Source organism: Pseudomonas sp. R-28-1W-6 (genome assembly GCF_009799925.1).
GTDB lineage: Bacteria > Pseudomonadota > Gammaproteobacteria > Pseudomonadales > Pseudomonadaceae > Aquipseudomonas.
This window is the reverse complement of sequence record NZ_WELK01000003.1, coordinates 357,636-382,613: the sequence shown is the minus strand read 5'-3', so window position 1 is coordinate 382,613 and position 24,978 is coordinate 357,636. Positions and strand designations below refer to the sequence as shown.

19 protein-coding genes are annotated in these 24,978 nt (G+C 67.4%); 12 read left to right on the top strand and 7 right to left on the bottom strand.

Annotated features, from left to right (window positions below; all coding sequences use genetic code 11):
* Positions 1 to 155: 155 nt before the first annotated feature.
* Positions 156 to 995, top strand: a complete 840-nt coding sequence (locus F3I62_RS09410; RefSeq protein WP_160489384.1) for a 23S rRNA (adenine(2030)-N(6))-methyltransferase RlmJ — start codon at positions 156 to 158, stop codon at positions 993 to 995.
* 100 nt (positions 996 to 1,095) lie between these two features.
* On the opposite strand, the gene F3I62_RS09405 is transcribed toward F3I62_RS09410, so the two are convergent.
* Positions 1,096 to 1,632, bottom strand: coding sequence for a PadR family transcriptional regulator (locus F3I62_RS09405; RefSeq protein WP_160489383.1), 537 nt, complete (start codon positions 1,630 to 1,632; stop codon positions 1,096 to 1,098).
* Positions 1,633 to 1,758: 126 nt separating this feature from the next.
* On the opposite strand from F3I62_RS09405, the gene F3I62_RS09400 reads away from it, so the two are divergent.
* Positions 1,759 to 3,408: an NAD(P)/FAD-dependent oxidoreductase gene (locus F3I62_RS09400; protein WP_160489382.1), complete on the top strand. Its 1,650-nt coding sequence runs from the start codon at positions 1,759 to 1,761 to the stop codon at positions 3,406 to 3,408.
* A 199-nt stretch (positions 3,409 to 3,607) separates the two neighbouring features.
* Here the strand turns inward: F3I62_RS09400 and F3I62_RS20520 are convergent, their stop codons facing one another.
* The 3 genes from F3I62_RS20520 to F3I62_RS09385 all read right to left on the bottom strand — a co-directional run bounded on the left by F3I62_RS20520 (position 3,608) and on the right by F3I62_RS09385 (position 8,203).
* The gene (locus F3I62_RS20520) at positions 3,608 to 4,264 is read right to left on the bottom strand and encodes a methyl-accepting chemotaxis protein (RefSeq protein ID WP_256667732.1); all 657 of its coding nucleotides are present in this window, start codon (positions 4,262 to 4,264) and stop codon (positions 3,608 to 3,610) included.
* A 499-nt stretch (positions 4,265 to 4,763) separates the two neighbouring features.
* Entirely contained in the window at positions 4,764 to 5,411 is a 648-nt protein-coding gene (gene msrA / locus F3I62_RS09390) for a peptide-methionine (S)-S-oxide reductase MsrA (RefSeq protein WP_160489381.1), read from the bottom strand.
* 92 nt (positions 5,412 to 5,503) lie between these two features.
* Complete coding sequence (locus tag F3I62_RS09385; RefSeq protein WP_160489380.1) at positions 5,504 to 8,203, bottom strand: bifunctional diguanylate cyclase/phosphodiesterase; 2,700 nt, start codon at positions 8,201 to 8,203, stop codon at positions 5,504 to 5,506.
* Positions 8,204 to 8,282: 79 nt separating this feature from the next.
* Between F3I62_RS09385 and F3I62_RS09380 the strand changes: the two genes are divergently transcribed.
* The gene (locus tag F3I62_RS09380) at positions 8,283 to 8,816 is read left to right on the top strand and encodes a hypothetical protein (RefSeq protein ID WP_160489379.1); all 534 of its coding nucleotides are present in this window, start codon (positions 8,283 to 8,285) and stop codon (positions 8,814 to 8,816) included.
* 285 nt (positions 8,817 to 9,101) lie between these two features.
* On the opposite strand, the gene F3I62_RS09375 is transcribed toward F3I62_RS09380, so the two are convergent.
* The 3 genes from F3I62_RS09375 to aceE all read right to left on the bottom strand — a co-directional run bounded on the left by F3I62_RS09375 (position 9,102) and on the right by aceE (position 13,853).
* Complete coding sequence (locus F3I62_RS09375) at positions 9,102 to 9,308, bottom strand: hypothetical protein (RefSeq protein ID WP_160489378.1); 207 nt, start codon at positions 9,306 to 9,308, stop codon at positions 9,102 to 9,104.
* Positions 9,309 to 9,495: 187 nt separating this feature from the next.
* On the bottom strand, positions 9,496 to 11,196 hold the full coding sequence (gene aceF / locus F3I62_RS09370) for a dihydrolipoyllysine-residue acetyltransferase (protein ID WP_160489377.1): 1,701 nt from the start codon (positions 11,194 to 11,196) through the stop codon (positions 9,496 to 9,498).
* Between the two features lie 11 nt (positions 11,197 to 11,207).
* A complete protein-coding gene (aceE, locus tag F3I62_RS09365) occupies positions 11,208 to 13,853 on the bottom strand; it encodes a pyruvate dehydrogenase (acetyl-transferring), homodimeric type (protein ID WP_160489376.1) in 2,646 nt (881 codons plus the stop codon).
* A gap of 243 nt (positions 13,854 to 14,096) precedes the next feature.
* Here aceE and glnE point away from each other — a divergent pair, with 243 nt between their 5' ends.
* From glnE to F3I62_RS09320, 9 genes are all read left to right on the top strand, one after another.
* The gene (gene glnE / locus F3I62_RS09360) at positions 14,097 to 17,000 is read left to right on the top strand and encodes a bifunctional [glutamate--ammonia ligase]-adenylyl-L-tyrosine phosphorylase/[glutamate--ammonia-ligase] adenylyltransferase (RefSeq protein WP_160489375.1); all 2,904 of its coding nucleotides are present in this window, start codon (positions 14,097 to 14,099) and stop codon (positions 16,998 to 17,000) included.
* A gap of 93 nt (positions 17,001 to 17,093) precedes the next feature.
* Positions 17,094 to 18,017, top strand: a complete 924-nt coding sequence (locus F3I62_RS09355) for a branched-chain amino acid transaminase (protein WP_160489374.1) — start codon at positions 17,094 to 17,096, stop codon at positions 18,015 to 18,017.
* Between the two features lie 59 nt (positions 18,018 to 18,076).
* Complete coding sequence (waaF, locus tag F3I62_RS09350) at positions 18,077 to 19,111, top strand: lipopolysaccharide heptosyltransferase II (protein WP_160489373.1); 1,035 nt, start codon at positions 18,077 to 18,079, stop codon at positions 19,109 to 19,111.
* A 1-nt stretch (position 19,112) separates the two neighbouring features.
* Positions 19,113 to 20,117 carry a lipopolysaccharide heptosyltransferase I gene (waaC, locus tag F3I62_RS09345; RefSeq protein ID WP_160489372.1) on the top strand — a complete coding sequence of 335 codons (1,005 nt, stop codon included), beginning with the start codon at positions 19,113 to 19,115 and terminating at the stop codon, positions 20,115 to 20,117.
* A complete protein-coding gene (locus tag F3I62_RS09340) occupies positions 20,117 to 21,238 on the top strand; it encodes a glycosyltransferase family 4 protein (protein WP_160489371.1) in 1,122 nt (373 codons plus the stop codon). The genes waaC and F3I62_RS09340 overlap by 1 nt, the downstream gene beginning before the upstream one ends.
* A complete protein-coding gene (gene rfaP, locus F3I62_RS09335) occupies positions 21,235 to 22,056 on the top strand; it encodes a lipopolysaccharide core heptose(I) kinase RfaP (protein ID WP_160489370.1) in 822 nt (273 codons plus the stop codon). Before F3I62_RS09340 ends, rfaP begins: the two co-directional genes overlap by 4 nt.
* On the top strand, positions 22,056 to 22,790 hold the full coding sequence (locus tag F3I62_RS09330; RefSeq protein ID WP_160489369.1) for a lipopolysaccharide kinase InaA family protein: 735 nt from the start codon (positions 22,056 to 22,058) through the stop codon (positions 22,788 to 22,790). Before rfaP ends, F3I62_RS09330 begins: the two co-directional genes overlap by 1 nt.
* On the top strand, positions 22,787 to 23,536 hold the full coding sequence (locus tag F3I62_RS09325; RefSeq protein ID WP_160489368.1) for a lipopolysaccharide kinase InaA family protein: 750 nt from the start codon (positions 22,787 to 22,789) through the stop codon (positions 23,534 to 23,536). The genes F3I62_RS09330 and F3I62_RS09325 overlap by 4 nt, the downstream gene beginning before the upstream one ends.
* A complete protein-coding gene (locus F3I62_RS09320) occupies positions 23,533 to 24,975 on the top strand; it encodes a lipopolysaccharide kinase InaA family protein (RefSeq protein WP_160489367.1) in 1,443 nt (480 codons plus the stop codon). The genes F3I62_RS09325 and F3I62_RS09320 overlap by 4 nt, the downstream gene beginning before the upstream one ends.
* The last annotated feature ends 3 nt before the right edge of the window (positions 24,976 to 24,978 follow it).

The window sequence follows — 24,978 nt, the reverse complement described above, 5'->3', positions numbered from 1 at the left end:
AATGGCTGGAGTCTAGGTCGGTGAATGAAGGCTGCCTAGCAAGATACACAGGCGTGATAAAGCGGTAGAACCCGGCCGCTGCCAGGCCATGCGGCGCGCCGGCCATCCGGGCTACAATCCGCTGCTTGCAACGCCTACCCACAGATGAAGACCCCATGAACTACCGTCACGCCTTCCATGCCGGCAACCACGCCGATGTGCTCAAGCACATCACCCTGAGCCGGATCATCGCCCTGCTGTCACGCAAGGAGGCGCCGTTCGTCTGCCTCGACAGCCATGCCGGCGTCGGTCTGTACGACCTCAAGGGCGATGAGGCCAGCCGCACCGGCGAATGGCTGGACGGCATCGCCCGCCTGTGGGAGGCGCCGGACCTGCCCGAACTGACCGCCGACTACTTCGGCGTGCTGCACGCGCTCAACCCGGACGACCAGCTGCGCTACTACCCCGGCTCGCCCGAGCTGGCGCGCCAGCTGACGCGCATGCAGGACCGCGTGCTGCTCAACGAGAAGCACCCGCAGGACGGCCAGCTGCTGAAGGACAACATGAAGGGCGACCGCCGCGTGGCCGTGCACCTGGGCGAAGGCTGGCACGTGCCGCGCGCCCTGCTGCCGGTGGCGGAAAAGCGCGCCCTGCTGCTGATCGACCCGCCGTTCGAGAAGGCCGACGAACTGGAGCGTTGCGTCACCGCGCTGAACGAAACCATCGCCCGCATGCGCCAGACGGTGGTGGCGATCTGGTACCCGATCAAGGACGAGCGCCAGCTCAAGCGCTTCTACCAGGGCCTGGAGAAATCCAGCGCGCCCAAGCTGCTGCGCGTCGAACTGTTCGTCCACAGCCCGGACGACGCCAGCCGCCTTTCCGGCTCCGGCCTGGCCATCGCCAACCCGCCATGGGGCCTGGAAGAGGAGCTGAAACAGCTGCTGCCCTGGCTGGCGGGCAAGCTGGCGCAGAGCAAGGGCGACTGGCGGCTGGACTGGCTGATCGAGGAGAAGTAGGTCCGGTGGGGCGGGCGGACCATCAGGGCTGACAAAAGAGCCGGCGCCCCCTGCGACATCCGGGTTAAACCGCGTCTGCCTGCCTGAGCAGCAAGGGCGCTCAGCCGCGCTCCAGTTCCTGCACGACTTCGTCCGCCCAGGCCAGCCACGACTGCTCGCCGAGGATGCCGCGGCGCAGGGTCAGGTAGGGCAGGCGCAGCGCCTGGCGTTGCTCCTCGGCCAAGGCCTGGTAGTCGCGTTCGATGTGCAGCAGGCTGTCCAGGGTCTTGCGGTGCACGGCCACGTGACGCTGCATTTCCTCGCGCAGGTTGTCCAGCGAGGTATGCGCGCCGGCATACAGCTTGACCAGCAGCGCATCGTTGATCTTGTTCGGCTGCACCGGCTCGTCCAGCCAGCGCAGCAGCTCGGCGTGGCCGCTCGGGGTGAGGCGGTAGATCTTCTTGTCCGGGCGGGTGTCCTGGGCCTCGGCCTCGAACGCCAGCCAGCCGGCTTCACTGAGCTTCTTCAGTTCCAGGTAGACCTGCTGGTGCTTGGCGTTCCAGAAGTAGCCGAGGCCATCCTTGAAGCGCTTGAGCAGGTCGTAGCCGCTGCCCGGTTCGCTTTCTAGGAGGATGAGGATGGCGTGCTTGAGCGACATGGGCGGGTTTTACCGACTGCTGTTGGGGTGTGCCGCAGTATACGGATTATGCAAAAAGTTGCATGGTCGGCCAGTGCTGCCTAGTATGCAAAAAATTGCATAACAAGAATAACGCAGGAGCCACCCATGAAACGCACCGGTACCCGCTTCCGTCCGCGCCTGGTTCGCGATGACTACGACGCCATCATCATCGGCTCCGGCATCGGCGGCCTGACCACCGCCGCGCTGCTGGCCAAGCTCGGCAAGCGCGTGTGCGTGCTGGAGCAGCACTACACTGCCGGCGGCTACACCCACAGCTACGAGCGCGAAGGCTACGAGTGGGACGTGGGCGTGCACTACATCGGCGAGGTGCACAAACCCTGGTCGGCGATCCGCCGGGTGTTCGACGTGATCAGCGATGGCAAGCTCGAATGGGCGCCGATGGATGCCCACTACGACCGCATCGTCATCGGCGAGCAGACCTACGACTACGTGGCCGGGCGGGAGGAATTCAAGGCGGAGATCAAGCAGCACTTCCCCGGGGAGGCCGCGGCCATTGATCGCTATGTCGACCTGCTCAGCGAGGTCAGCGCCAGGGTGCCGCGCTTCTTCGCCGGGCAAGCCCTGCCGCGCTCGCTGGGCATGCTCTACGGCAAGCTGCGCCGCCTGTGGCTGCCGGCTTACTTCTTCAAGACCACCCGCGAGGTACTCGAAGGCCTGACCAGCAACCAGGAGCTGATCGGCGTGCTCACCGCCCAGTGGGGTGACTACGGCCTGCCGCCGGCCGAAGCCGCCTTCGTCATGCACGCCATGGTCGCCAAGCACTACATCACCGGCGGCAACTACCCGGTGGGCGGCGCGACGAAGATTTCCGAAACCATCATCCCGGTGATCGAGGCGGCCGGCGGCCAGGTGTTCACCTATGCCGGGGTCGACAAGATCCTGGTGGAGAAGGGGCGTGCGGTGGGCGTGCGCATGCAGAAGGATGGCTTCGAGATCCGTGCGCCACAGATCGTCAGCTGCGCCGGCCTGGTGCCCACCTATACCCGCCTGCTCGAGCCGCAGGTGGCCAACGACCATGGCCTGCTGGCGCAACTGCCCAAGGTCAAGTTGTCGGCCGCCACCCTGTGCCTGTACGCCGGCTTCAAGGGCAGCGCCGCCGCGCTGAAGCTGCCGAAGACCAACTATTGGGTCTACCCGGGCCACGATCACGACCACAACGTCAGCAGCTTCATGGCCGGGCAGAACCCGGCGATGCCGCTGATCTACATCAGCTTCCCCTCGGCCAAGGACCCGGCCTGGGAGGCGCACTACCCCGACAAGGCCACGGTGGAAATCGTCGCGCCGACCCAGCCGCAGTGGTTCGCCCAGTGGAAGGGCAGCACCTGGGGCAAGCGCGGCGCCGACTACGAGGCGTTCAAGGCCGAGTTGACCGAGCAGCTGCTGGAGACCCTCTACCAGCACCAGCCGCAACTGCGTGGCGCCCTGGACTTCTGCGAGCTGGGCACGCCGCTGTCCACCGAGTGGTACCAGTGGAACGAGCAGGGCGAGATCTATGGCATCGACCATACGGTGGCGCGCTTCGAGCAGCACTGGATCCACAGCCAGACGCCGATCAAGGGCCTCTACCTGACCGGCGCCGATACGGTGACCGCCGGGGTCGGCGGCGCGCTGATGGCCGGGGTGCTGACCGCCTCGCGCATGCTCGGCTGGCGCGGCTACCGGGTCGGCCAGTTGCTGAAGAGCTGGAAGCCGGGGCTGAAGGCCGAGGCGGGAGAGCCGACGCAGGCGCTGTAAGAGGTTGTTCGGGAATGGCTCTGGTTCGCTCCGGGCCGCCTGGTGGTTAAGCGATGCGCTCCCACCCTGAAAGGCTTGCTGGGTGCAGCTTTCGTAGGGTGCGCCGTGCGCACCGGGGTCTGCGCGATGCCGATGGTGCGCGCGGCGCACCCTACTGGAGCAGGCTCTTGGCGGGACGTGAATCTGTCCCGTCTGCGGGTTATTGCTCAGCCGTCGCCCGTAGCTGCAACTGCTCGGCCAGTTGCCCGAGTGCCTGGCCATGTTGCTGCAACTCGGCCATGGCGCGGGTATCCAGTGGCGGCAGGCTGATGGCGTTGGCCTGGGCTGCTGTTGCCTGTAGCAGTTCCTCCAGCCGAGCGGTGGCGCCCATGGCCTGGCTGTGCTGCTCGGCGAGCAGGGCGATGTGTCCGGCAATCTGCAGGCGGGCGTCCTCGACGGCCGACTGATCGGCCTCGGCCAGGCCGCAGGCGTGCTGGTCGGCGCGCTGCAGGTCGTCGCGCATGCCGAGCACGGTGCGGCGGATCTCCTGGGAGAAGTCGGCCGAGCGGCTGGACAGGGCGCGTACCTCGTCGGCGACCACGGCGAAGCCGCGTCCGCTGTCGCCCGCTCGCGCCGCCTCGATGGCGGCGTTCAGGGCCAGCAGGTTGGTCTGCTTGGCAATCGAGTCCATGTCATCGCTGGCGCGCAGGATCGCCTCGGCCTGGCTGGTGACCTGGCGCATCTGGCTGGCCAGTTCGCCGGCCAGGTCGCGGGTTTGCTGCAGGCTGTGCGCCAGGCTGGCGAGTGCCGCCTCGCTGCCGGGGGGCGCCCCCTGGGTATCGCGCGCGGCGGCCTGGATGGGCGCCAGCAGGTGCATGGCCTGGGTGCGCTGCTGCGCCAGTTGTTCGCTCAGCTGCTGCCAATGCTGTTGCTGGGCGGCATCATGGGCGTGCAGCTGGTGCTGCAGCCGTTCGAGCTGCTGCACCTGGGTGGCGCTCTGGGCGCTGAGGTCGGCGGCCAGCGGCGGCAGCCAGTCGGGTGTCGTCGCAGTTGCCGGGCGCGGCTGCATCAGCGCCGGCCAGTGGGTCGCGGTGGCCAGCGCGGGCAGCAGGCCGAGACTGAGAATGGCGCCGCAGACTACGGCGATCCACAGCGGCAGGCCACCCCAGAGCGCCGCGCCGATCAGCAGCCAGGGGGCTAGCTGCAGGGTCAGGGCAGCCGGGCTGAAGGCCTTCGGCGGGATCTCGTGGATATCGGAAAAGCGCGGGCTGTGCATGGCTGGCCGTGGGCACGGGCTCCTTTTTGTTATGAGTGGCCCAGCGTGGCGCGCGTCGCCAGCAGGCTGCCGGTAAGTGTAAGCGCTTTTGTCGTCGGTCTCAGCCGGGCAGGCACACGCCGGTGCCGCCCAACCCGCAATAGCCGCCGGGGTTCTTCGCCAGGTACTGCTGGTGGTAGGCCTCGGCATAGTAGAAGGGCGGCGCCTCGGCGATCTCGCTGGTGATCGGGCCGAACCCGGCCTTTTCCAGCTGGCCCTGGAACATCGCCTGGCTGACCTGCGCGGCCTGCAGCTGGGCGGCGTCGCTGCAGTAGATGGCCGAGCGGTACTGGGTGCCGACATCGTTGCCCTGGCGCATGCCCTGGGTCGGGTTGTGCGACTCCCAGAACACTTTGAGCAGGGCCTCATAGCTGGTCTGCCGCGGGTCGAACACCACCAGCACCACTTCGGTATGCCCGGTCAGGCCGGAGCAGACTTCGTCATAGCTCGGGTTCGGCGTATGCCCGCCGGCGTAGCCGACCGCCGTGCTCCACACCCCCGGCTGCTGCCAGAAGCGCCGCTCGGCGCCCCAGAAACAGCCGAGGGCGAACAGCGCCTGCTGCATGCCGGCGGGGAAGGGCGGCTTGAGCGGGTTGCCGTTGACGAAGTGCTGGGCCGGCACCGGCATCGGTGTGGCGCGACCGGGCAGGGCCTGTTCGGCCGTCGGCAGTTCGAGCTTGTGGGCGAGGATTTGCGAGCGCAGGACCATGGCGGGAGTCTCGGGGCAACAGATGATGGCTACAGTCTACCCCGTGACGCCGCACTGCCGGAGCGGGCTGATGGACGTCGCAGCGGCGCGCTTCAGTCTGCGCCGCTGCGGCAGGGGTAGCGGCGCAGGCTGTCGATCAGCTCGCGGCCGGGGATCGGCCGGTCGAACAGGAAGCCCTGGCCGACGTCGCAGCGCTGGCGGCGCAGGAAGGCCAGCTGGGCGGCGGTCTCGATTCCCTCGGCGACCACCTTGAGGCGCAGGTTGTGGGCCATGGCGATCACCGCGGCGGTGATTTCCATGTCGTCCTGGTTGGCCGGGATGTCCTTGATGAAGCTGCGGTCGATCTTGATCACGTCGATCGGGAACTTCTTCAGGTAGCTCAACGAGGAGTAGCCGGTGCCGAAGTCGTCCATCGCCAGGGTCAGGCCGAGGGCCTTGAGCCGCGCGATCTGCTGGCGGGTGTCGGCGCTGCCTTCGAGCAGCAGGCTCTCGGTCAGCTCCAGCTCCAGCAGGTGCGGCGGCAGCTGTTCCTCGGCGAGGATGGCGGCGATCGAGCCGACCAGGTCGGGGTCGGTGAACTGCTTGGGCGACAGGTTGATCGCCACCTGCACCTGGCCCATGCCGAGCGCCGCCAGTTCCAGGCTGGCGCGGCAGGCCTGGCGCGTCACCCACTTGCCGATGGGGATGATCAGCCCGGTTTCCTCGGCGACGCCGATGAACTGATCGGGGCTGATCATGCCCTTCTCCGGGTGCTGCCAGCGCAGCAGGGCCTCCAGGCCGATCAGCTGGCCGCTCTTCAGGCACAGCTTGGGCTGGTAGTAGACCTCCAGCTCGTTCTGGGTCAGGGCGCGGCGCAGGTTGTTCTCGACGAACAGCTTGTAGTGCGCCTCGGCATTCAGCGCCTCGGTAAACACCTGCACCTGGTGCTTGCCGTTGGCCTTGGCCTTGTGCAGGGCCAGGCCGGCATGCTTCATCAGGCTGTGCGGGTCGTCGCCGTGGGCTGGCGCGCAGGCCAGACCGAGCGAGCCGGTGATGTTGATCAGCTGGTTGTCGACGAACAGCGGCTTGTCGAGGATCTGCAGCAGTTCGGCGGCCAGGCGCAGACCCTGCTGCTCGTCGGCGCCATCGAGCAGCACGGCGAATTCGTTGCTGGCGAAGCGTGCCAGGCTGGTGTTCTGCGCCAGGCTGTTGCGCAGGCGCCGGGCCAGGCTGACCAGCAGCTTGTCGCCGGTCAGGTGGCCGAGGCTGTCGTTGATCCGCTTGAAGTTGTCGATGTCGACCAGCAGCAGGCAGAACGGCTGGCTGCCACCCCGCGCGAAGCGCTCCTCCAGGCCGCGGATGAAGTAGGGGCGATTGCCCAGGCCGGTGAGGTTGTCGTTGTAGGCCAGGCGTTCGATGCGCTGCTGGGCCAGCTTGCTCTGGGTGATGTCTTCGTAGATGCCGATGTAGTGGGTCAGCTGGCCGTCGTCGTTGTACACCTTGGAGATCGACAGCTGGCCCCAGTACGGCTCGAAGTTCTTGCGCCGGCTGCGGAACTCGCCCTGCCAGCTGCTGCGCTCGGCCAGCCCGGACTGGGCATCGAACAGCACGTCGCCGAGGTTCTCCAGCGCCGGCAGGTCGGCAATGCGCCGGCCCTGGACCTCCTCGCTGCTGTACTGGGTGATCGAGGTGAAGCTCGGGTTGACGTATTCCACCCGGCCATCGCGGTCGACCAGCAGGAAGGCGCTGGCGCTCTGTTCGACGGCGCGCTGGAACAGGTGCAGGGCGCTGGTGGCATCGCGACGCTGCTGGGTGCTCATGACCTGGGCGAACTGGTCGGCCAGCTCGCCGGCGAAGGCGATCTCGTCGGCCTGCCACACCCGCGTGGCGCCGACATGCTCCAGGCACAGCACGCCGACCACCTCGCCGCCCAGGCGGATGCTGGCGTCGAGCAGGGCGTGGATATCCAGCGCCTTCAGGTGGCTGTGCGCCAGTTCGGCGGTGCGCGGGTCGCGCAGGGCGTTGTGCGCGTCGATGACGCGGCCGCTGTGCAGGGCTTCCAGGTAGTTCGGGAACTGGCTGGTGTCGATGCTGGCGGGCAGCTCGTGGCGGTCGAGGTCACGCCGGTACAGGGCCACCGGTTCCAGGAGGTTGCCGCGCAGCTGCCAGATGCTGGCGCGGGCCACGTCATAGGTCTCGCAGGCGGCCTGGGTGATCAGTTCGGCGGCTTCCTTGAGCGGCGCCAGCGCGCCGTAACGATGCCGCGCCAGGCGCACGATCAGGCTCTGCTGGGCGCGCGAGCGCACCAGGTGTTGCAGGTGGTCTTCCTGGGAGCGCTGGTAGAGCTCCAGGGAGCTTTGCAGGCGGCTGTTTTGCGCCTCCAGCTGGGCCTGGCGCTGTTCGTGCTGCGGCGTGCCGGCCTCGGCGGTGACCATCAGGTAGCCGCGCAGCAACGCGTGGTTGTGCTGCTGGAAGACCTCGCCGATTTCCAGCAGGTTGAGCGGGCCGTGGGGCGTGTGCAGGCTGTAGTGCACCGAGTAGTGCGGCAGGCTGGCCAGCTGCTGCTGGATCTGGTCATGCAGGCGGTAGCGCGCCTGCGGCTCCATCAGGCTGGCGAAGGGCGAGTCGAGCAGGCCGCACAGCTCGCTGGCGGCCACGCCGAGTTGGCGTTCGCAGGCCGGGTCGAGGTAGAGCAGGGCCCAGCTAGGTTCGTTTAAGCGCTCGAAGCGCAGCATGCCGAGCCGCGAGGGCACTGGCAACTGCGTCACAACCTCGGCTGCCTTACGGCTGGCAGCATCGGGATGGCTTTTCATCAAGCGGTTGGCTTCCAGTATGCTGCTGGGGTTCAGGCCAAGAGCCTGTGTCATCAATCAAGTTCGGCAAGGGTGCATTATGCGGCTGGGACTGACAAGAAGACTGAGCGGGTTATTGCTGTTGCTGAGCCTGGGTGGTGGCGCCACTGCCACGGCGGTGACGGCGGCCGAGGCTCAGCTGGGTGGCGACGAGCAGGGACGCTACCTGAGCGAGCTCAAGCGCCTGTATCTGACCAGCGACGAGCGCAAGGCGCTGTTGGCCCACAGCAACGCCCTGCTGGACACCTACGCCCTGCGCGCCGCCTACCAGGTGGGCCAGGCGCAGCGCAGCGACCTGCGTTACCAGCTGAGCGTTTCCGCCCCGGGCGAACTGCTGGTGCGCCAGGAGTCGCGGGCGGAGAAGGGCACCGGCCTGACCGTGAGCAACCAGCGCCTGTCGGTGTTCGGTCTCGACCCCTACATCCGCTACGAATGCCCGGCCAGCGGCATCGTCTGCGTGCTGCAGAACCCGGCCGATGGCAGCCCGTGGCTGCGGGTGCTGCGTGACCATGACGGGGCTGCCGAGCTGGCCAAGGCGATCAGCTTTTTGATCCGCAATCTGCAGAAGAGCTGAGAACCTGCTCAAAGTCTGCTGCGCGTCGACCATGCTGCGTTGCAACGCAGTAACAGCCGAAGGCTGGTCAATCGGGCTCAGAATGCTCATTTACAACGCGTAAACTGCGCTTCTTCGCCCAGTTGATTCGCTGGCGCTCACCCTTCGGGCCAGCCTGCGGCTGTTACTCCCGGTGGTCGTTGCGCCTTGCCTGGCTCTAGCTCGCGAGACTTTGAACGGGTTCTAGGCGCTCTCCCAGCAAGGCCCGGCACTCCGGGCCTCGTGCTTTCTGTGCCGGTATTCCGTTTAGAGCACGACGAAGGGCGCGCGGTCGGCGCCCCATCGGTTGCGCGGCCGGCCGAGCAGCTGGCGCCAGGATGGCCGGCAGCTGGCCAGGGCCCGGTGCGCGGTGTCCCGCGCTGCGGCCGCGCTGTGGCAGACGATGAACGAGCTGTTGAGGTAGACCCGCCATACCGGTGGCTGACTCTCGATGGCGACGATGCGAATCTCCATGCTCCCTCCACATGCGTGGGCTGGTTATAAAACCTTAGAGCCTGCCGGCGATCTTGCCAGGCGCCACTGACGCGAGGCCTGCCCGGGGGGATGACCGGCCTGGGCAGTTGCCGCGCCGCCGGCGCGAATCGTGCGGGCACAAAAAAGCCGCCATGCCCGGTTGGGCATGGCGGCTTGGTTTGCGTCGTTACAACAGCAGGGTGCGGATATCGCCGAGCACCTCGCCGAGGCGCTTGGTGAAGCGCGCGGCGGCGGCGCCGTTGATCACCCGGTGGTCGTAGGACAGCGACAGCGGCAGGGTCAGGCGCGGCTGGAAGGCCTTGCCGTCCCACACCGGCTGCATGGTCGCCTTGCTCACCCCGAGGATCGCCACTTCCGGCGCGTTGACGATCGGCGTGAAGCCGGTGCCGCCAATATGGCCGAGGCTGGAGATGGTGAAGCAGGCGCCCTGCATGGCATCCACCGAGAGCTTCTTGGTGCGCGCCTTCTCCGCCAGTTCGGCGGCCTCGGCGGCCAGCTGCAGCAGGCTCTTCTGGTCGACGTCGCGGATCACCGGGACCAGCAGGCCGTCCGGGGTGTCCACGGCGAAGCCGATGTGCACGTACTTCTTGCGGATCAGTGCCTTGCCGCTTGGTGCCAGCGAGCTGTTGAAGTCCGGCAGCTCGCGTAGCAGGTAGGCGCAGGCCTTGAGCAGCAGCGGCAGCACGGTCAGCTTCACGCCGGCCTTCTCCGCCACCGCCTTCTGCGCCACGCGGAAGGCTTCCAGCTCGGTGATGTCGGCGTTGTCGAACTGGGTCACGTGCGGCACGTTGAGCCAGCTGCGGTGCAGGTTGCTGGCGCCGACCTGCATCAGGCGGGTCATCGGCACTTCTTCGATGGCGCCGAATTTGCTGAAGTCCACTTCCGGAATCGGCGGGATGCCGGCACCGCCAGTGGCACCGGCCGGCGCTTCCTTGGCCTTCTGCAGCATGGCCTTCACATAGGCCTGCACGTCTTCCTTGAGGATGCGCCCTTTCGGCCCGCTGCCGTTGATGGCGGCCAGGTCGACGCCGAACTCGCGGGCAGTCATGCGCACGGCGGGGCCGGCATGCACCTTGGCTCCGTCACGGCTGGCCGGGGCATTGGCCACGGCGGCTGCGGCGGCCGACAGCGCGGCGATGGCGCCGACTTCCGCGACTACGGCCGGAGCGGCGCCGGCCGGGGTGGTGTGTACCGGTGCCGAGGCTGCCGGTGCAGGAGCTGCCGGGGCGGCGGCCGGAGTCGCAGCACCGGCCCCTTGCGGGGCGGATGACGCTGCTGAAGCAGCGCCTCCGGCCACGCGCAGCTTGAGGATCAGGTCGCCGGTGCCGACGTCGGCGCCCAGCTGCACCAGCACGGCTTCCACGGTGCCGGCGGCCGGCGCGGGGATTTCCATGCTGGCCTTGTCCGACTCCAGGGTGATCAGCGACTGGTCGGCGGCGATCACGTCGCCGGCCTTGACCAGCACTTCGATGACCTTGGCCTTGCCGGCCGAGCCGATGTCCGGCACCTGGACGTCCTGCACGCTTTCTGCGGCCGGCGCTGCTGTCGGGGCCGCAGCGGCGGCCACCGGCGCAGGTTCTGCGGCGGCTGCCGCAGGCGCGGCGGCAGCCGGCGCAGGCGCCGCGGCGGCAGCGCCCTCGCTTTCCAGTTCCAGCAGTTCGTCGCCGGTCTTCAGCTTGTCGCCCAGCTTGACCTTCAGGCTCTTGATCACCCCGGCCTTGGGCGCGGGGATCTCCATGCTGGCCTTGTCCGACTCCAGGGTCAGCAGGCTCTGGTCGGCTTCGATACGGTCGCCGACCTTGACCAGCAGTTCGATCACTTCGCCCTCGCCACTGCCGATGTCGGGCACGCGAATCAATTCACTCATCGCTCAGCTCCTCAGCAATCCAGCGGGTTGGCTTTGTCGGGGTTGAACCCGAACTTGACGATGGCCTCGGCCACTACCTTGGCGTCGATCTCGCCGCGCTCGGCCAGGGCTTCCAGGGCGGTCAGCGCCACCCAGTAGCGGTCCACCTCGAAGAAGTGGCGCAGCTTCTGCCGCGAATCGCTGCGGCCGAAGCCGTCGGTGCCGAGCACCTTGTATTCCTTGCTCGGCACCCACTGGCGGATCTGCTCGGCGAACAGCTTCATGTAGTCGGTGCTGGCCACCACCGGGCCCTTGCGTCCGGCCAGGCACTGCTCGACGTAGCTCTGCTGCGGCTTCTGCCCCGGATGCAGGCGGTTCCAGCGCTCCACGGCGAGGCCATCGCGGCGCAGTTCGTTGAAGCTCGGCACGCTCCACACGTCGGCGCCGATGTTGAACTCGTCACGCAGGATCTTCGCCGCCTCGCGCACTTCGCGCAGGATGGTGCCGCTGCCCAGCAGTTGCACGTGGTGGGCGGCTTCCTTCTTGTCCTCTTCGAGCAGGTACATGCCCTTGATGATGCCGTCCTCGACGCCTTCCGGCATGGCCGGCTGGGCGTAGGCCTCGTTCATCACGGTGATGTAGTAGAAGACGTTCTGCTGCTCCTCGGTCATCGCCTTGATTCCGTGGCGGATGATCACCGCCAGCTCGTAGGCGTAGGTCGGGTCGAAGGTGCGGCAGTTGGGGATGGTCGCGGCGAGGATGTGGCTGTGGCCGTCCTCGTGCTGCAGGCCTTCGCCGTTCAGCGTGGTGCGTCCGGCGGTGCCGCCGATCAGGAAACCGCGGGCGCGGCTGTCGCCGGCGGCCCAGGCCAGGTCGCCGATGCGCTGGAAGCCGAACATCGAATAGAAGATGTAGAACGGCAGCATCGGCTGGTTGTGGGTGGAGTACGAGGTGCCGGCGGCGATCCAGCTGGACATGGCGCCGGCCTCGTTGATGCCTTCCTCGAGGATCTGGCCCTTCTTGTCCTCGCGGTAGAACATCACCTGGTCCTTGTCGACCGGCTCGTACAGCTGGCCCACGGAGGAGTAGATGCCCAGTTGGCGGAACATGCCTTCCATGCCGAAGGTACGCGCCTCGTCCGGCACGATGGGCACGATGCGCGAGCCCAGGTCCTTGTCCTTGACCAGCTGGGCGAGGATGCGCACGAAGGCCATGGTGGTGGAAATATCGCGGTCGCCGGTGCCGTCGAGGATGGCCTTGAGGGTTTCCAGGGGCGGGGTGGGGATGCTGAAACTCTGCGCGCGGCGCTGCGGCACGAAGCCGCCGAGCTTGTCGCGGCGCTCCTGCAGGTAGCGCGCCTCGGCGCTGCCCGGCTCGGGTTTGACGAAGGGCAGGTTCTCCAGCTCCTCGTCCTTGACCGGGATGTCGAAGCGGTCGCGGAATTTCTTCAGGCTGTCGACATCGACCTTCTTGGTGTTGTGCGCGGTGTTCTTCGCTTCACCGGCGCCGGTGCCGTAGCCCTTGATGGTCTTGGCCAGCACCACGGTTGGCTGGCCCTGGTGGTTGACCGCCTGGTGGTAGGCCGCATACATCTTGTACGGGTCGTGGCCGCCGCGGTTGAGGTTCCAGATTTCCTGGTCGGAGAGGTCCTTGACCATCTCCTTCAGCTCGGGGCTGTTGAAGAAGTGCTCGCGCACGAAGGCGCCGTCTTTGGCCTTGTAGTTCTGGTAGTCGCCGTCGACCACCTCGTCCATCCGCCGTTGCAGGATGCCGTCCTTGTCCTTGGCCAGCAGCGGGTCCCAGAAGCGGCCCCAGATGACCTTGTTGACGTTCCATTCGGCGCCGCGGAACACGCCTTCGAGTTCCTGGATGATCTTGCCGTTGCCGCGCACCGGGCCGTCCAGGCGCTGCAGGTTGCAGTTGATCACGAAGATCAGGTTGTCCAGCTTCTCGCGGCCGGCCAGGGAGATGGCACCGAGGGATTCCGGCTCGTCGCACTCGCCGTCGCCCATGAAGCACCAGACCTTCTGCTTGCCGGCGGGGATGAAGCCGCGGCTTTCCAGGTACTTCATGAAGCGCGCTTGGTAGATCGCCTGGATCGGGCCCAGGCCCATCGACACGGTGGGGAACTGCCAGAAGTCCGGCATCAGCCAGGGGTGCGGATAGGAGGACAGGCCCTTGCCGTCCACTTCCTGGCGGAAGTTGTTCATCTGTTCTTCGCTGATCCGCCCTTCCATGAAGGCGCGGGCATACACGCCCGGCGAGGCGTGGCCCTGGAAGAAGATCAGGTCGCCGCCGTGCTCCTCGGTTGGGGCCTGGAAGAAGTAGTTGAAGCCGATGTCGTACAGGGTGGCGCTGGAGGCGAAGCTGGAGATGTGGCCGCCCAGGTCCGGGTCTTTCAGGTTGGTGCGCATCACCATGGCCAGCGCGTTCCAGCGCACCAGCGAGCGGATCCGCCGCTCCATGAACAGGTCGCCGGGCATGCGCGCCTCGTGGCCGACCGGGATGGTGTTGCGGTAGGGCGTGGTGATCGCATAGGGCAGCTGGGTGCCGCTGCGGGTGGCCAGTTCACCCATGCGGGTCAGCAGGTAGTGGGCGCGTTTCTCGCCCTCTTGGTCGAGAACGGATTCCAGGGCGTCCAGCCACTCCTGGGTTTCGACGGGATCAAGGTCTTGCATGGCTTGCTCCAGGGCGGAAAGGCTTCCAGAATCGGAAAGCCTGGGCTCGTGCACGCTTTTTGGGCGGGCTACGTTAAAGTCGTTGTTGCCGGGGTTAGACCGGCTGTCTGTAGTTTTACTACAAATCGACGGCTCGCGCAGTGCTGGAGACACAATCTTTAGTAGTAAAACTACAAATATTCGACCGCCGGAAGGCGGCGCCGGCCATCGCCGAGTGCCGCGTTCCGCTCCCAAGGATAGACCATGAGCCTGCCGTCATTGGCCGCCTTGCCGGCCCCGCTTCAGCCCCTCGCCCAGCGCGCCAGTGCCCTGCAGTCCGCGGACTGGCCCGCCGCGCGCGCGGCCGCCTGGCAGCGCGCGTGCGCCCTCAGCGACTTCGTCTATCAGCAGGTGCAGCGCGATGCCGAGCTGCTGCCGGAGCTGGCCGGCAGCGGCGAGCTGGAGCGCGCGCTGGCGCCGGGGGAGCTGCGCGGCCAGCTGCAGGCCTGCCTGCTCGACTGCGCCGATGAGGACGAGCTGGCCCGGCGCCTGCGGCGTTTCCGCAATCGCCAGCAGGTGCGCATCATTTGGCGCGACGTCAATCGCCTGGCCGCTCTGGGCGAGACCTGCCGCGATCTGTCCGACCTGGCCGATGCCTGTATCGACCTGGCCTACCGCTGGCTGTACCCGCAGCACTGCGCCCAGTTCGGCACGCCGATCGGCCGGCGCAGCGGCCTGCCCCAGCATCTGGTGGTGCTGGGCATGGGCAAGCTGGGCGCCCATGAACTGAACCTGTCCTCGGATATCGACCTGATCTTCGGCTACGCCGAGGGCGGCGAGACCGAGGGGGTCAGGCGCTCGCTGGACAACCAGGAGTTCTTCATCCGCCTGGGCCAGCGCCTGATCAAGGCGCTGGATGCCACCACCGTCGAGGGCTTCGTGTTCCGCGTCGACATGCGCCTGCGCCCCTATGGCTCGTCCGGCGCCCTGGTGCTCAGCTTCAATGCCCTGGAGCAGTACTACCAGGACCAGGGCCGCGACTGGGAACGCTACGCGATGATCAAGGCGCGGGTGGTTGGCGGCGACCAGGAGTCCGGCCGGCAACTGCTGGAGATGCTGCGGCCGTTCGTCTACCGGCGTTACCTGGACTTCTCCGCCATCGAGGCGCTGCGCGCGATGAAGCTGCTGATCCAGCAGGAAGTGCGGCGCAAGGGCATGGCCGACAACATCAAGCTGGGCTCCGGCGGCATCCGCGAGATCGAGTTCATCGCCCAGGCCTTCCAGCTGATCCACGGCGGTCGCGACCTCAGCCTGCAGCAGCGGCCGCTGCTCAAGGTGCTGGCCACCCTGGAGGGGCAGGGCTACCTGCCGCCGGCGGTGGTGGTCGAGATGCGCCAGGGCTACGAGTTCCTGCGCTATGTCGAGCACGCCCTGCAGGCCATCGCCGACCGGCAGACGCAGATGCTGCCGGACAACGAGCAGGATCGCCTGCGGGTCGCCTGCATCATGGGGTTCGACTCCTGGGCCGCGTTCCACGAGCAGCTGATGCACTGGCGCGGACGCATCGAGTGGCACTTCCGCCAGGTCATCGCCGACCCGGACGAAGAGGAGGGCGCCGAGGTCGAGGTGTGCATCGGTGGCGAATGGCTGCCGCTGTGGGAAGAGGCGCTGGACGAGGAGACGGCCTGCCGCCAGCTGGCCGAGGCCGGCTTCAGTGAACCGGCGGCGGCGCTCAAGCGCCTGATCGACCTGCGCGGTGGCTCGCAGGTGCGCACCATGCAGCGCCTCGGTCGCGAGCGCCTGGATGCCTTTATCCCGCGCCTGCTGGCCCAGGCGGTGGAGCACGCCAACCCGGACCTGGTGCTGGAGCGCGTGCTGCCGCTGGTCGAGGCCGTGGCGCGGCGCTCGGCCTACCTGGTGCTGCTCACCGAGAATCCCTCGGCGCTGCAACGCCTGCTCAACCTGTGTGCGGCCAGCCCGTGGATCGCCGAGCAGATCAGCCGCTTCCCGCTGCTGCTCGACGAGCTGCTCAACGAGGGCCGGCTGTTCAGCCCGCCCCAGGGCGAGGAACTGTCCGCCGAGCTGCGCGAGCGCCTGACGCGCATTCCTGAGGACGACCTGGAGCAGCAGATGGAGGCCCTGCGCCACTTCAAGCTGGCCCACCGCCTGCGCGTGGCCGCCTCGGAGATCGCCGGCACCTTGCCGCTGATGAAGGTCAGCGACTACCTGACCTGGCTGGCCGAGGCCATCCTCGAGCAGGTGCTGGCCCTGGCCTGGCGCCACACGGTGGCCAAGCACGGGGCGCCGAGGCGCGCCGACGGCAGCCAGTGCGATCCGGACTTCATCATCGTCGGCTACGGCAAGGTCGGTGGCATCGAACTGGGCCATGGATCGGACCTGGACCTGGTGTTCATCCACGACGGCGACTCCCAGGCCGAGACCGACGGCGCCAAGCCGATCGATGGTGCGCAGTTCTTCGCCCGCCTGGGCCAGCGCATCATCCACCTGCTGACCACCCAGACCACCTCGGGGCAGCTCTACGAGGTGGACATGCGCCTGCGTCCGTCCGGCGCCTCGGGCCTGCTGGTCAGCTCCCTGGGTGCCTTCCAGCGCTACCAGGAGAGCGAGGCCTGGACCTGGGAGCACCAGGCGCTGGTGCGCGCCCGCGTGCTGGTCGGCTGCCCGCGGGTGGGCGCCGCCTTCGAGCGGGTGCGCGCGGCGGTGCTCGGGCGCCCGCGTGACCTGGCGACCCTGCGCGGCGAAGTCAGCGAGATGCGCGCGAAGATGCGCGACAACCTCGGCAGCCCGGCCACCGCCGCCGGCACCGCGGCCAATGCCTTCGATGCGGCGACCTCCTTCGATCTGAAGCAGGACGCCGGAGGTATCGTCGATATTGAATTTATGGTGCAATACGCGGCCCTGGCGTGGTCGCGAGAACACCCGCAGTTGCTGCGTTTCACCGACAATATGCGCATTCTCGACGGCCTGCGTGATGCCGGCCTGATCCCCGCCGAAGACGTCGCCCTGCTGCAGGATGCCTACAAGGCCTACCGCGCCGCGGCGCACCGCCAGGCCCTGCAGAAGCAGGCGGGTACGGTCGGCGGCGAGCAGTTCGCGGCCGAGCGCCGCGGGGTGATGCGCATCTGGGGCGAGCTGGGCCTGCGCTGAGGCGCCGAACGAATCCGTCGGCGGCCGCCGTTCGCGGCGCGCCACCGGCAGTGCAACCGATGAACCAAGCGAACACTCGAGGAGCAGGCAACTATGTCGATGGCCGACCGTGATGGCGTGATCTGGTATGACGGCAAACTGGTGGAATGGCGCAGCGCCACCACCCATGTGCTGACCCACACCCTGCACTACGGCATGGGCGTGTTCGAAGGCGTGCGCGCCTACAACACCCCGCAGGGCACGGCCATCTTCCGCCTGCAGGCGCACACCGACCGCCTGTTCGACTCGGCGCACATCATGGGCATGAAGATCCCGTTCAGCAAAGACGAGATCAACGAGGCCACCCGCGCCGCCGTGCGCGAGAACAACCTGGAAAGCGCCTACATCCGCCCGATGGTGTTCTACGGATCGGAAGCCATGGGCCTGCGCGCCACCGGCCTGAAGACCCAGGTGATAGTCGCGGCCTGGCACTGGGGCGCCTACATGGGCGACGAGGCGCTGCAGACCGGGATCAAGGTGCGCACCAGCTCCTTCACCCGCCACCACGTCAACATCTCGATGACCCGCGCCAAGGCCAACGGCAACTACATCAACTCGATGCTGGCCCTGCAGGAAGCCATCTCCGGCGGCGCCGACGAGGCCATGCTGCTGGACCCGGAAGGCTACGTGGCCGAGGGTTCCGGCGAGAACATCTTCCTGGTCAAGAACGGCGTGCTGTACACCCCGGAAGTGACCTCCTGCCTGAACGGCATCACCCGCAGCACCATTTTGACTTTGGCCGGCGAGCTGGGCATCCAGGTGGTCGAGAAGCGCATCACCCGCGACGAGGTGTACATCGCCGACGAGGCCTTCTTCACCGGCACCGCCGCCGAAGTCACGCCGATCCGCGAAGTGGACGGCCGCACCATCGGTATCGGCAGCCGTGGCCCGGTCACCGAGAAGCTGCAGAAGGCCTACTTCGACCTGGTCACCGGCCAGACCAGTGCCCACCCGGAGTGGCGCACCCTGGTCAAGTAACCCGCCCTCTACGGCATGACGGGGAGGCGCAAGCCTCCCTGGTCGTTTCTGGAATGAACATGAAAATACTGATCGTTGGGCCGAGCTGGGTAGGCGACATGGTGATGGCGCAGACCCTGTTCGTCTGCCTCAAGCAGCGTCACCCCGACTGCGAGATCGACGTGCTGGCGCCCGAGTGGAGCCGGCCGATCCTCGAACGCATGCCCGAGGTGCGCGCGGCGCTGAGCTTCCCGCTGGGCCACGGCGTGCTGGACATCGCCAGCCGCCGGCGCATCGGCAAGTCCCTGGCCGGCCAGTACGATCAGGCGATCCTGTTGCCCAATTCGTTCAAGTCCGCCCTGGTACCGTTCTTCGCCGACATTGCGCTGCGTACCGGCTGGAAGGGCGAGCTGCGCTACGGCCTGCTCAACGACATCCGCGCGCTGGACAAGGAGCGCTACCCGCTGATGATCGAGCGTTTCATGGCGCTCGCCTTCGAGCCCGGCACCGAGCTGGCCAAGCCCTATCCGCAGCCGCGCCTGGCGATCGACGAGACCAGCCGTGCCGCGGCCCTGGCCAAGTTCGGCCTGAGCCTGGACCGCCCGGTGCTGGCGCTGTGCCCCGGCGCCGAGTTCGGCGAGGCCAAGCGCTGGCCGTCCGAGCACTACGCCAAGGTCGCCGAGCTGAAGATCCGCGCCGGCTGGCAGGTGTGGCTGTTCGGCTCGAAGAACGACCATGCCGTCGGCGAGGAAATCCGCAATCGCCTGATTCCCGGTCTGCGCGAGGAAGCGGTCAACCTGGCTGGAGAAACCTCGCTGGCCGAGGCCATCGATCTGCTGTCCGCCGCCAGCGCGGTGGTCTCCAACGACTCCGGGCTGATGCACGTGGCCGCCGCGCTGAATCGTCCGCTGGTGGCGGTGTACGGCTCCACCTCGCCGCAGTTCACCCCGCCGCTGGCCGAGCAGGTGGAGATCGTGCGCCTGGGCCTGGACTGCAGCCCGTGCTTCGAGCGCACCTGCCGCTTCGGCCACTACAACTGCCTGCGCGAACTCAAGCCGCGCCCGGTGATCGAGGCGCTGGATCGCCTGGTCGCCGATCCGGTCGAGGTCGAATAGTTTGCGGGTACTGCTGATTAAAACGTCTTCCCTCGGCGACGTGATCCATACCCTGCCGGCGCTCACCGATGCGGCCCGCGCCATCCCCGGCATCCAGTTCGACTGGGTGGTGGAGGAGGGCTTCGCCGAGATTCCGGCCTGGCACCCGGCCGTGGCCCAGGTGATCCCGGTGGCCATCCGTCGCTGGCGCAAGAACCTCTGGCAAACCCTGAAGAACGGCGACTGGCGCCGCTTCAAGGCGCGCCTGGGCGAGGCCGACTACGACCTGGTGCTCGACGCCCAGGGCCTGCTGAAAAGTGCCTGGCTGACCCGGTACGTCACGGCGCCGGTGGCCGGCCTGGACCGCGACTCGGCGCGCGAGCCGATCGCCTGTCGCTTCTACGACCGCCGCTACGCCGTGGCCAAGGACCAGCACGCCCTGGAGCGTACCCGCCAGCTGTTTGCCCAGGCCCTCGGCTATGCGCTGCCGGCCGGCCTCGGCGACTACGGCCTGGATCGCGCGGCCATGGCCGCGCCCGGCTCGCAGCCCTACCTGCTGTTCCTGCATGGCACCACCTGGGCCAGCAAGCACTGGCCGGAAGCCGACTGGCGCGCGCTGGCCCAGCGCATGGCCGGGCAGGGCTGGGCGATCCGCCTGCCCTGGGGCAACGCGGCCGAGAAGGCGCGCGCCGAGCGCATCGCCGCCGGCATCGATGGCGCCGCCGTGCTGCCCAAGCTGAACCTGGCCGGGGTGGCCAAGGTGATCGCCGGCGCCACGGCCTGCGTGGCGGTAGATACCGGTCTAGGGCATCTGGCCGCCGCGCTGGATGTACCGTGCATTTCCCTGTACGGGCCGACCCTGCCGGGCCGGGTCGGCGCCTACGGGCGTGGCCAGGTGCACCTGTGCGCCAGTGGCCCGGATGCCGGCGGCGGCGACCGCCACAAGCCCTGTTTCGACGGGCTGGGCGCCGAGCGCGTGGGCAACGAGCTGAACGCCTTGCTCCTGGCGCAGCAGGAGACGGTGTGATGCAACTGGCTTTCGTGCTCTACAAGTATTTCCCCTATGGCGGCCTGCAGCGCGACTTCCTGCGCATCGCCCTGGAATGCCAGCAGCGTGGCCATGCCATCCGCGTCTACACGCCGATCTGGGAGGGCGAGGTGCCCGCCGGTTTCGATGTGCGGGTGGCGCCGATCAAGGCCCTGTTCAACCATCACCGCAACGAGAAGTTCAGCGCCTGGCTGGCCGCCGACCTGGCCCGTGACCCGGTGGACCGGCTGGTCGGCTTCAACAAGATGCCGGGGCTGGATGTCTACTACGCCGCCGACGGCTGCTACGAGGACAAGGCGCAGACCCTGCGCAATCCGATCTACAAGCGCTGGGGGCGCTACAAGCACTTCGCCGACTACGAGCGGGCGGTGTTCGCCCCCGAGTCGAAGACCGAGATCCTGATGATCTCCGAAGTGCAGCAGCCGCTGTTTATCAAGCACTACGCCACGCCGATCGAGCGCTTCCACCTGCTGCCGCCGGGCATCGCCGCGGATCGCCGCGCGCCGGCCAATGCCGCCGAGATCCGCGCCGAATTCCGTCGCGAGTTCAAGCTGGCGGGCGACGAGCTGCTGCTGGTGCAGATCGGCTCCGGCTTCAAGACCAAGGGCCTGGACCGCAGCCTCAAGGCCCTGGCCGCGTTGCCGCGCGAGCTGAAACAGCGCACCCGGCTGATCGCCATCGGCCAGGACGACCCGCGCGCGTTCCAGTTGCAGGCCAAGACCCTCGGCATCTCCGAGCAGGTGCAGATCCTCAAGGGGCGCAGCGACATCCCGCGCTTCCTGCTCGGCGCCGACCTGCTGATCCACCCGGCCTACAACGAGAACACCGGCACGGTGCTGCTGGAGGCGCTGGTCTCCGGCCTGCCGGTGCTGGTCACCGACGTCTGCGGCTACGCCCACTACATCGCCGAGGCCGATGCTGGCCGCGTGCTGGCCAGCCCGTTCCAGCAGGAGCGGCTCAACGTCCAGCTCGCCGAGATGCTCGCCGACACCGCCGGCCGCGCCCGCTGGGGCGCCAACGGTCTGGCCTTCGCCGATACGGCGGATCTGTATTCCATGCCGCAGCATGCGGCCGATGTGATTTTGGCGGAGCGGGCATGAAGCTGATCCTCACCGAACCGTTCGAGTCGCTGTGGGCCGGCCAGGACGCCTTCGCCGCGGTCGAGGCCCTGCAGGGCCAGGTCTACCGTGAACTGGAAGGGCGCCGCACGCTGCGCACCGAAGTCGCCGGGCGCGGCTACTTCGTCAAGATCCACCGCGGCATCGGCTGGGGCGAGATCGTCAAGAACCTGCTCACGGCCAAGCTGCCGGTGCTTGGGGCAGCCCAGGAGTGGCAGGCGATCCAGCGTCTGACCGAGGTCGGCGTGCCAACCATGACCGCCGTGGCCTATGGCGAGCGCGGGGCCAATCCGGCGACCCAGCACTCCTTCATCGTCACCGAGGAGCTGGCGCCGACCACCGACCTGGAGCAGCTCAGCCTCAACTGGCGTCAGCAGCCGCCCGAGCCACGCCTCAAGCGCGCGCTGATCGCCGAGGTGGCACGGATGGTCGGCGCCATGCACCGCGCCGGGGTCAACCACCGCGACTGCTACATCTGCCACTTCCTGCTGCATACCGAGCGGCCGGTGACGGCGGACGATTTCCGCCTGTCGGTGATCGACCTGCACCGCGCCCAGGTGCGCGGCGCCGTGCCCCTGCGCTGGCGCAACAAGGACCTGGCGGCGCTGTATTTCTCCGCACTGGACATCGGCCTGACCCGGCGCGACAAGCTTCGTTTCTTGCAGGGCTATTTTGCTGCGCTGAAAGGCGCGCAGCCGCTGCGACAGGTCCTGCGCGACGAGGCCCGGCTGCTGGCCTGGCTGGAACGCAAGGCGGACAAGCTGTATGCGCGCAAGCAACGCTATGGGGATGCACTCTGATGACGGGCTGGTACCTCGATCCGGTCTACGCGCAACTGGCCAACGAATTCGGTGATGTGCGGCGGGTGTTTGCCCTGGAGGGGCGCCGCCTGACCCATGACCCGTTGTCCGAGGTGATCTTGGTCGAGCGCGCGGGTGTGCGCTATTACGTCAAGCGCTACTGGGGCGCCGGCAAGGGCCTGCGGCGTTTTATCGGGCGGCCGCGGGTCAAGGCCGAGTGGCAGAACCTCAAGCATTTCGCTCGCTGGGGGATTCCGACCGCGCCCATCGTCGCCTATGGTCTGGAGCGTCAGGCTGGGGCCTTCGTGCGCGGTGCACTGATCACCCGCGAGTTGGAAAACACTCGGGACCTGGCGCTGCTGGCCAAACATGACGATCCACGCCTGCGCGACCGCGATTGGGTCGAGCAGGTCAGTCGCCAGTTGGCCGATGCCACGCGGATCATGCATGAGCATCACTTCACCCATAACGATCTGAAGTGGCGCAACCTGCTGGTCAACGAACGGGCCGAGCTGTTTCTGATCGACTGCCCGGCCGGGGCTTTCTGGTGGGGGCCATTGCTGCGCTATCGCATGGTCAAGGACCTGGCCTGCCTGGATAAGGTGGCCAAGCGCCAGCTGTCGCGCAGTCAGCGCCTGCGCTTCTACCTGCAATATCGCGGGCACCAGCGTCTGAGTGCGAGCGACAAGCGTCACGTGCGGCAGATCGTGCAATTTTTCGAGGGCAGGGAATGAGCGACTTTATCGCCAGCGAGGATCGCGCTGTCCTCGAACGTCATGGCCTGGCCAGCTTCGAGGCGCTGTGGGCGCTCAAGTTGGATGCGGTGGATGAGCCCAATGTCGAGCGTGGCGGCTGGAGCAGTGTGTGCCGCCTGGAGCTGGATGGCGCGGCGTATTACCTGAAGCGGCAGAGCAATCACCTGACCCGCAGCCTGCGTCGCCCTATGGGCGAGCCGACCTTCGCTCGCGAGTTTCGTAATATCCGTCACTACCAGCAACTTGGCATTCCTGCGTTGCAGGCGGCCTTCTTCGCCGAGCGCCGCGCACCCGGCGAGCGGCGCGCCATCCTGCTGAGCCGTGCCCTGGATGGTTGGACGGATCTCTATCGCCTGCTTGATCAGTGGTCTGAGCTGGCGCCGGCGAAGCGCCAGGCCGTGCTGCATGCCGTGGCCAGGCTGGCGGCACACCTGCATGGGCAGGGGCAGATGCATGGCTGTTTCTACCCCAAGCACATTTTCCTGCGGGCGGCCGGTGAGGATTACCAGGCGTGCCTGATCGACCTGGAGAAAACCCGGCCGTTGTGGTTTGGCAAGCGGGATCGGGTCAAGGATCTGGAGCCCTTGCTGCGCAGGACGGCGCGTAGCTGGAGCAAAGCGGAGATGGGGCGCTTCCTGGCTGACTATCTGGGAGGTGGGGTGGACGTCGAGCAGTGGTCTCGTCACCTGGTGGCGCGCCTGCAAGACAAGGCATCGCGTCGATGAGGCTGCAGCACCTGCATGGTCGTACCCCGCAGTTGCCGCTCGAGCTGCTGCTGGGCGATGGCGAGTCTCTCAAGGTGAATGTCTGGCTGCGCGTGCTGCCGGAGCAGCGCTACGTTGGCGTCGCCACGTGGCGCGGGCGTCAGGTGCTGGCCAAGCTGCTGGTCGGTAGCAGGGGCGAGCGGCATTTCCAGCGCGAGCTGCAGGGGACGAACCTGCTCGCCGAGCAAGGCCTGGCTACCCCTGAGCTGCTGGCCCAGGGATGGCAGGCGGGTGAGGGTGGCTGGCTGCTGTTCGATTATCTGGCGGGTGCCGAGAGCCTATGGGATGCCTGGCGTGCAGTGGAGCGCCAGCCGCTGCTCAGCGATGCGCAGCAGGTCGTGCTGGGCGAGGCACTGGTCGCCATCGCGCAGCTGCACATCAAGGGTCTGTGGCAGGCCGACCTGCATCTGGACAACCTGCTGCGGCATGACGGTCGGCTGTTCGTCATCGACGGCGGCGGCGTGCAGCTTGAAACGGCCGGCCAGCCGCTGTCGCGCGGCAAGGTGCTGGAAAACCTCGGGGTGTTCTTCGCCCAGTTGCCGGCCGAACTGGAGCCTTTCACCGAAGAGCTGCTGGTGCATTATTTGCTGGTCAACGGCGAGCATGCCCTGCCCCTGGAGGTGCTGCTTAAACAGGTGGTCAAGGTGCGCCGCTGGCGCCTGCGCGACTATCTGAAGAAGGTCGCCCGCGATTGCAGTCTGTTCAGCGCCCAAGTCGGCGCCTTCGGCCTGCGCGTGGTGCGTCGTGAAGCGGAGAGCGACCTGCAGCCGCTGCTGGACAACCTCGATGCGCTCATCGAAGGCGGTCATATCTACAAGACCGGTGGTGCCGCGACCGTGGCGCGGGTGGAGCTGGCCGGGCAGCCGCTGGTGGTCAAGCGCTACAACATCAAGAACGTCCTGCACTGGCTCAAGCGTTTCTGGCGTCCCAGCCGGGCCTGGCACAGCTGGGTCGAGGGCCATCGCCTGGAACTGCTGGGCATTGCCACCCCGCGGCCATTGGCCGTGCTAGAGCGGCGCTGGTGCTGGCTGCGCGGGCGTGCCTACCTGATTACCGAATACTGCGGCGGGCAGGATATAATCGCGCGTTTTCAGGCGTTCCATGACGGATCGCCCCCGGAAACCGACCTGTTGGCACTGGATCGCCTGTTCGCCGCCTTGCTGCGCGAGCGCATCAGCCACGGCGATTTCAAGGGACACAACCTGTTTTGGGATGAGCTGCACGGTGGCTGGTCGCTGATCGACCTGGATGCCATGCAGCAGCACCGCAACGCGCGCAGCTTCGCCCGGGCCTATGCCCGCGATCGCGCCCGCTTTCTGCGCAACTGGCCGGCTGATTCACAGCTGTTCAAGCTGCTCGACGAACGTTTACCGCAGGTGCCCGGCACCTGCCCTGAATAGAGG

Bases quoted from the DNA above. Each gene is read 5' to 3' on its own strand.
- F3I62_RS09385 (WP_160489380.1), bottom strand. From the start codon at position 8,203: ATGAAAAGCCATCCCGATGCTGCCAGCCGTAAGGCAGCCGAGGTTGTG.
- F3I62_RS09380 (WP_160489379.1), top strand. From the start codon at position 8,283: ATGCGGCTGGGACTGACAAGAAGACTGAGCGGGTTATTGCTGTTGCTG.
- F3I62_RS09375 (WP_160489378.1), bottom strand. From the start codon at position 9,308: ATGGAGATTCGCATCGTCGCCATCGAGAGTCAGCCACCGGTATGGCGG.
- msrA (WP_160489381.1), bottom strand. From the start codon at position 5,411: ATGGTCCTGCGCTCGCAAATCCTCGCCCACAAGCTCGAACTGCCGACG.
- waaF (WP_160489373.1), top strand. From the start codon at position 18,077: ATGAAAATACTGATCGTTGGGCCGAGCTGGGTAGGCGACATGGTGATG.
- aceF (WP_160489377.1), bottom strand. From the start codon at position 11,196: ATGAGTGAATTGATTCGCGTGCCCGACATCGGCAGTGGCGAGGGCGAA.
- glnE (WP_160489375.1), top strand. From the start codon at position 14,097: ATGAGCCTGCCGTCATTGGCCGCCTTGCCGGCCCCGCTTCAGCCCCTC.
- F3I62_RS09330 (WP_160489369.1), top strand. From the start codon at position 22,056: ATGACGGGCTGGTACCTCGATCCGGTCTACGCGCAACTGGCCAACGAA.
- F3I62_RS09355 (WP_160489374.1), top strand. From the start codon at position 17,094: ATGTCGATGGCCGACCGTGATGGCGTGATCTGGTATGACGGCAAACTG.
- F3I62_RS09405 (WP_160489383.1), bottom strand. From the start codon at position 1,632: ATGTCGCTCAAGCACGCCATCCTCATCCTCCTAGAAAGCGAACCGGGC.
- aceE (WP_160489376.1), bottom strand. From the start codon at position 13,853: ATGCAAGACCTTGATCCCGTCGAAACCCAGGAGTGGCTGGACGCCCTG.
- F3I62_RS09325 (WP_160489368.1), top strand. From the start codon at position 22,787: ATGAGCGACTTTATCGCCAGCGAGGATCGCGCTGTCCTCGAACGTCAT.
- F3I62_RS09320 (WP_160489367.1), top strand. From the start codon at position 23,533: ATGAGGCTGCAGCACCTGCATGGTCGTACCCCGCAGTTGCCGCTCGAG.
- F3I62_RS09340 (WP_160489371.1), top strand. From the start codon at position 20,117: ATGCAACTGGCTTTCGTGCTCTACAAGTATTTCCCCTATGGCGGCCTG.
- F3I62_RS09400 (WP_160489382.1), top strand. From the start codon at position 1,759: ATGAAACGCACCGGTACCCGCTTCCGTCCGCGCCTGGTTCGCGATGAC.
- F3I62_RS09410 (WP_160489384.1), top strand. From the start codon at position 156: ATGAACTACCGTCACGCCTTCCATGCCGGCAACCACGCCGATGTGCTC.
- rfaP (WP_160489370.1), top strand. From the start codon at position 21,235: ATGAAGCTGATCCTCACCGAACCGTTCGAGTCGCTGTGGGCCGGCCAG.
- F3I62_RS20520 (WP_256667732.1), bottom strand. From the start codon at position 4,264: ATGCACCTGCTGGCGCCCATCCAGGCCGCCGCGCGCGATACCCAGGGG.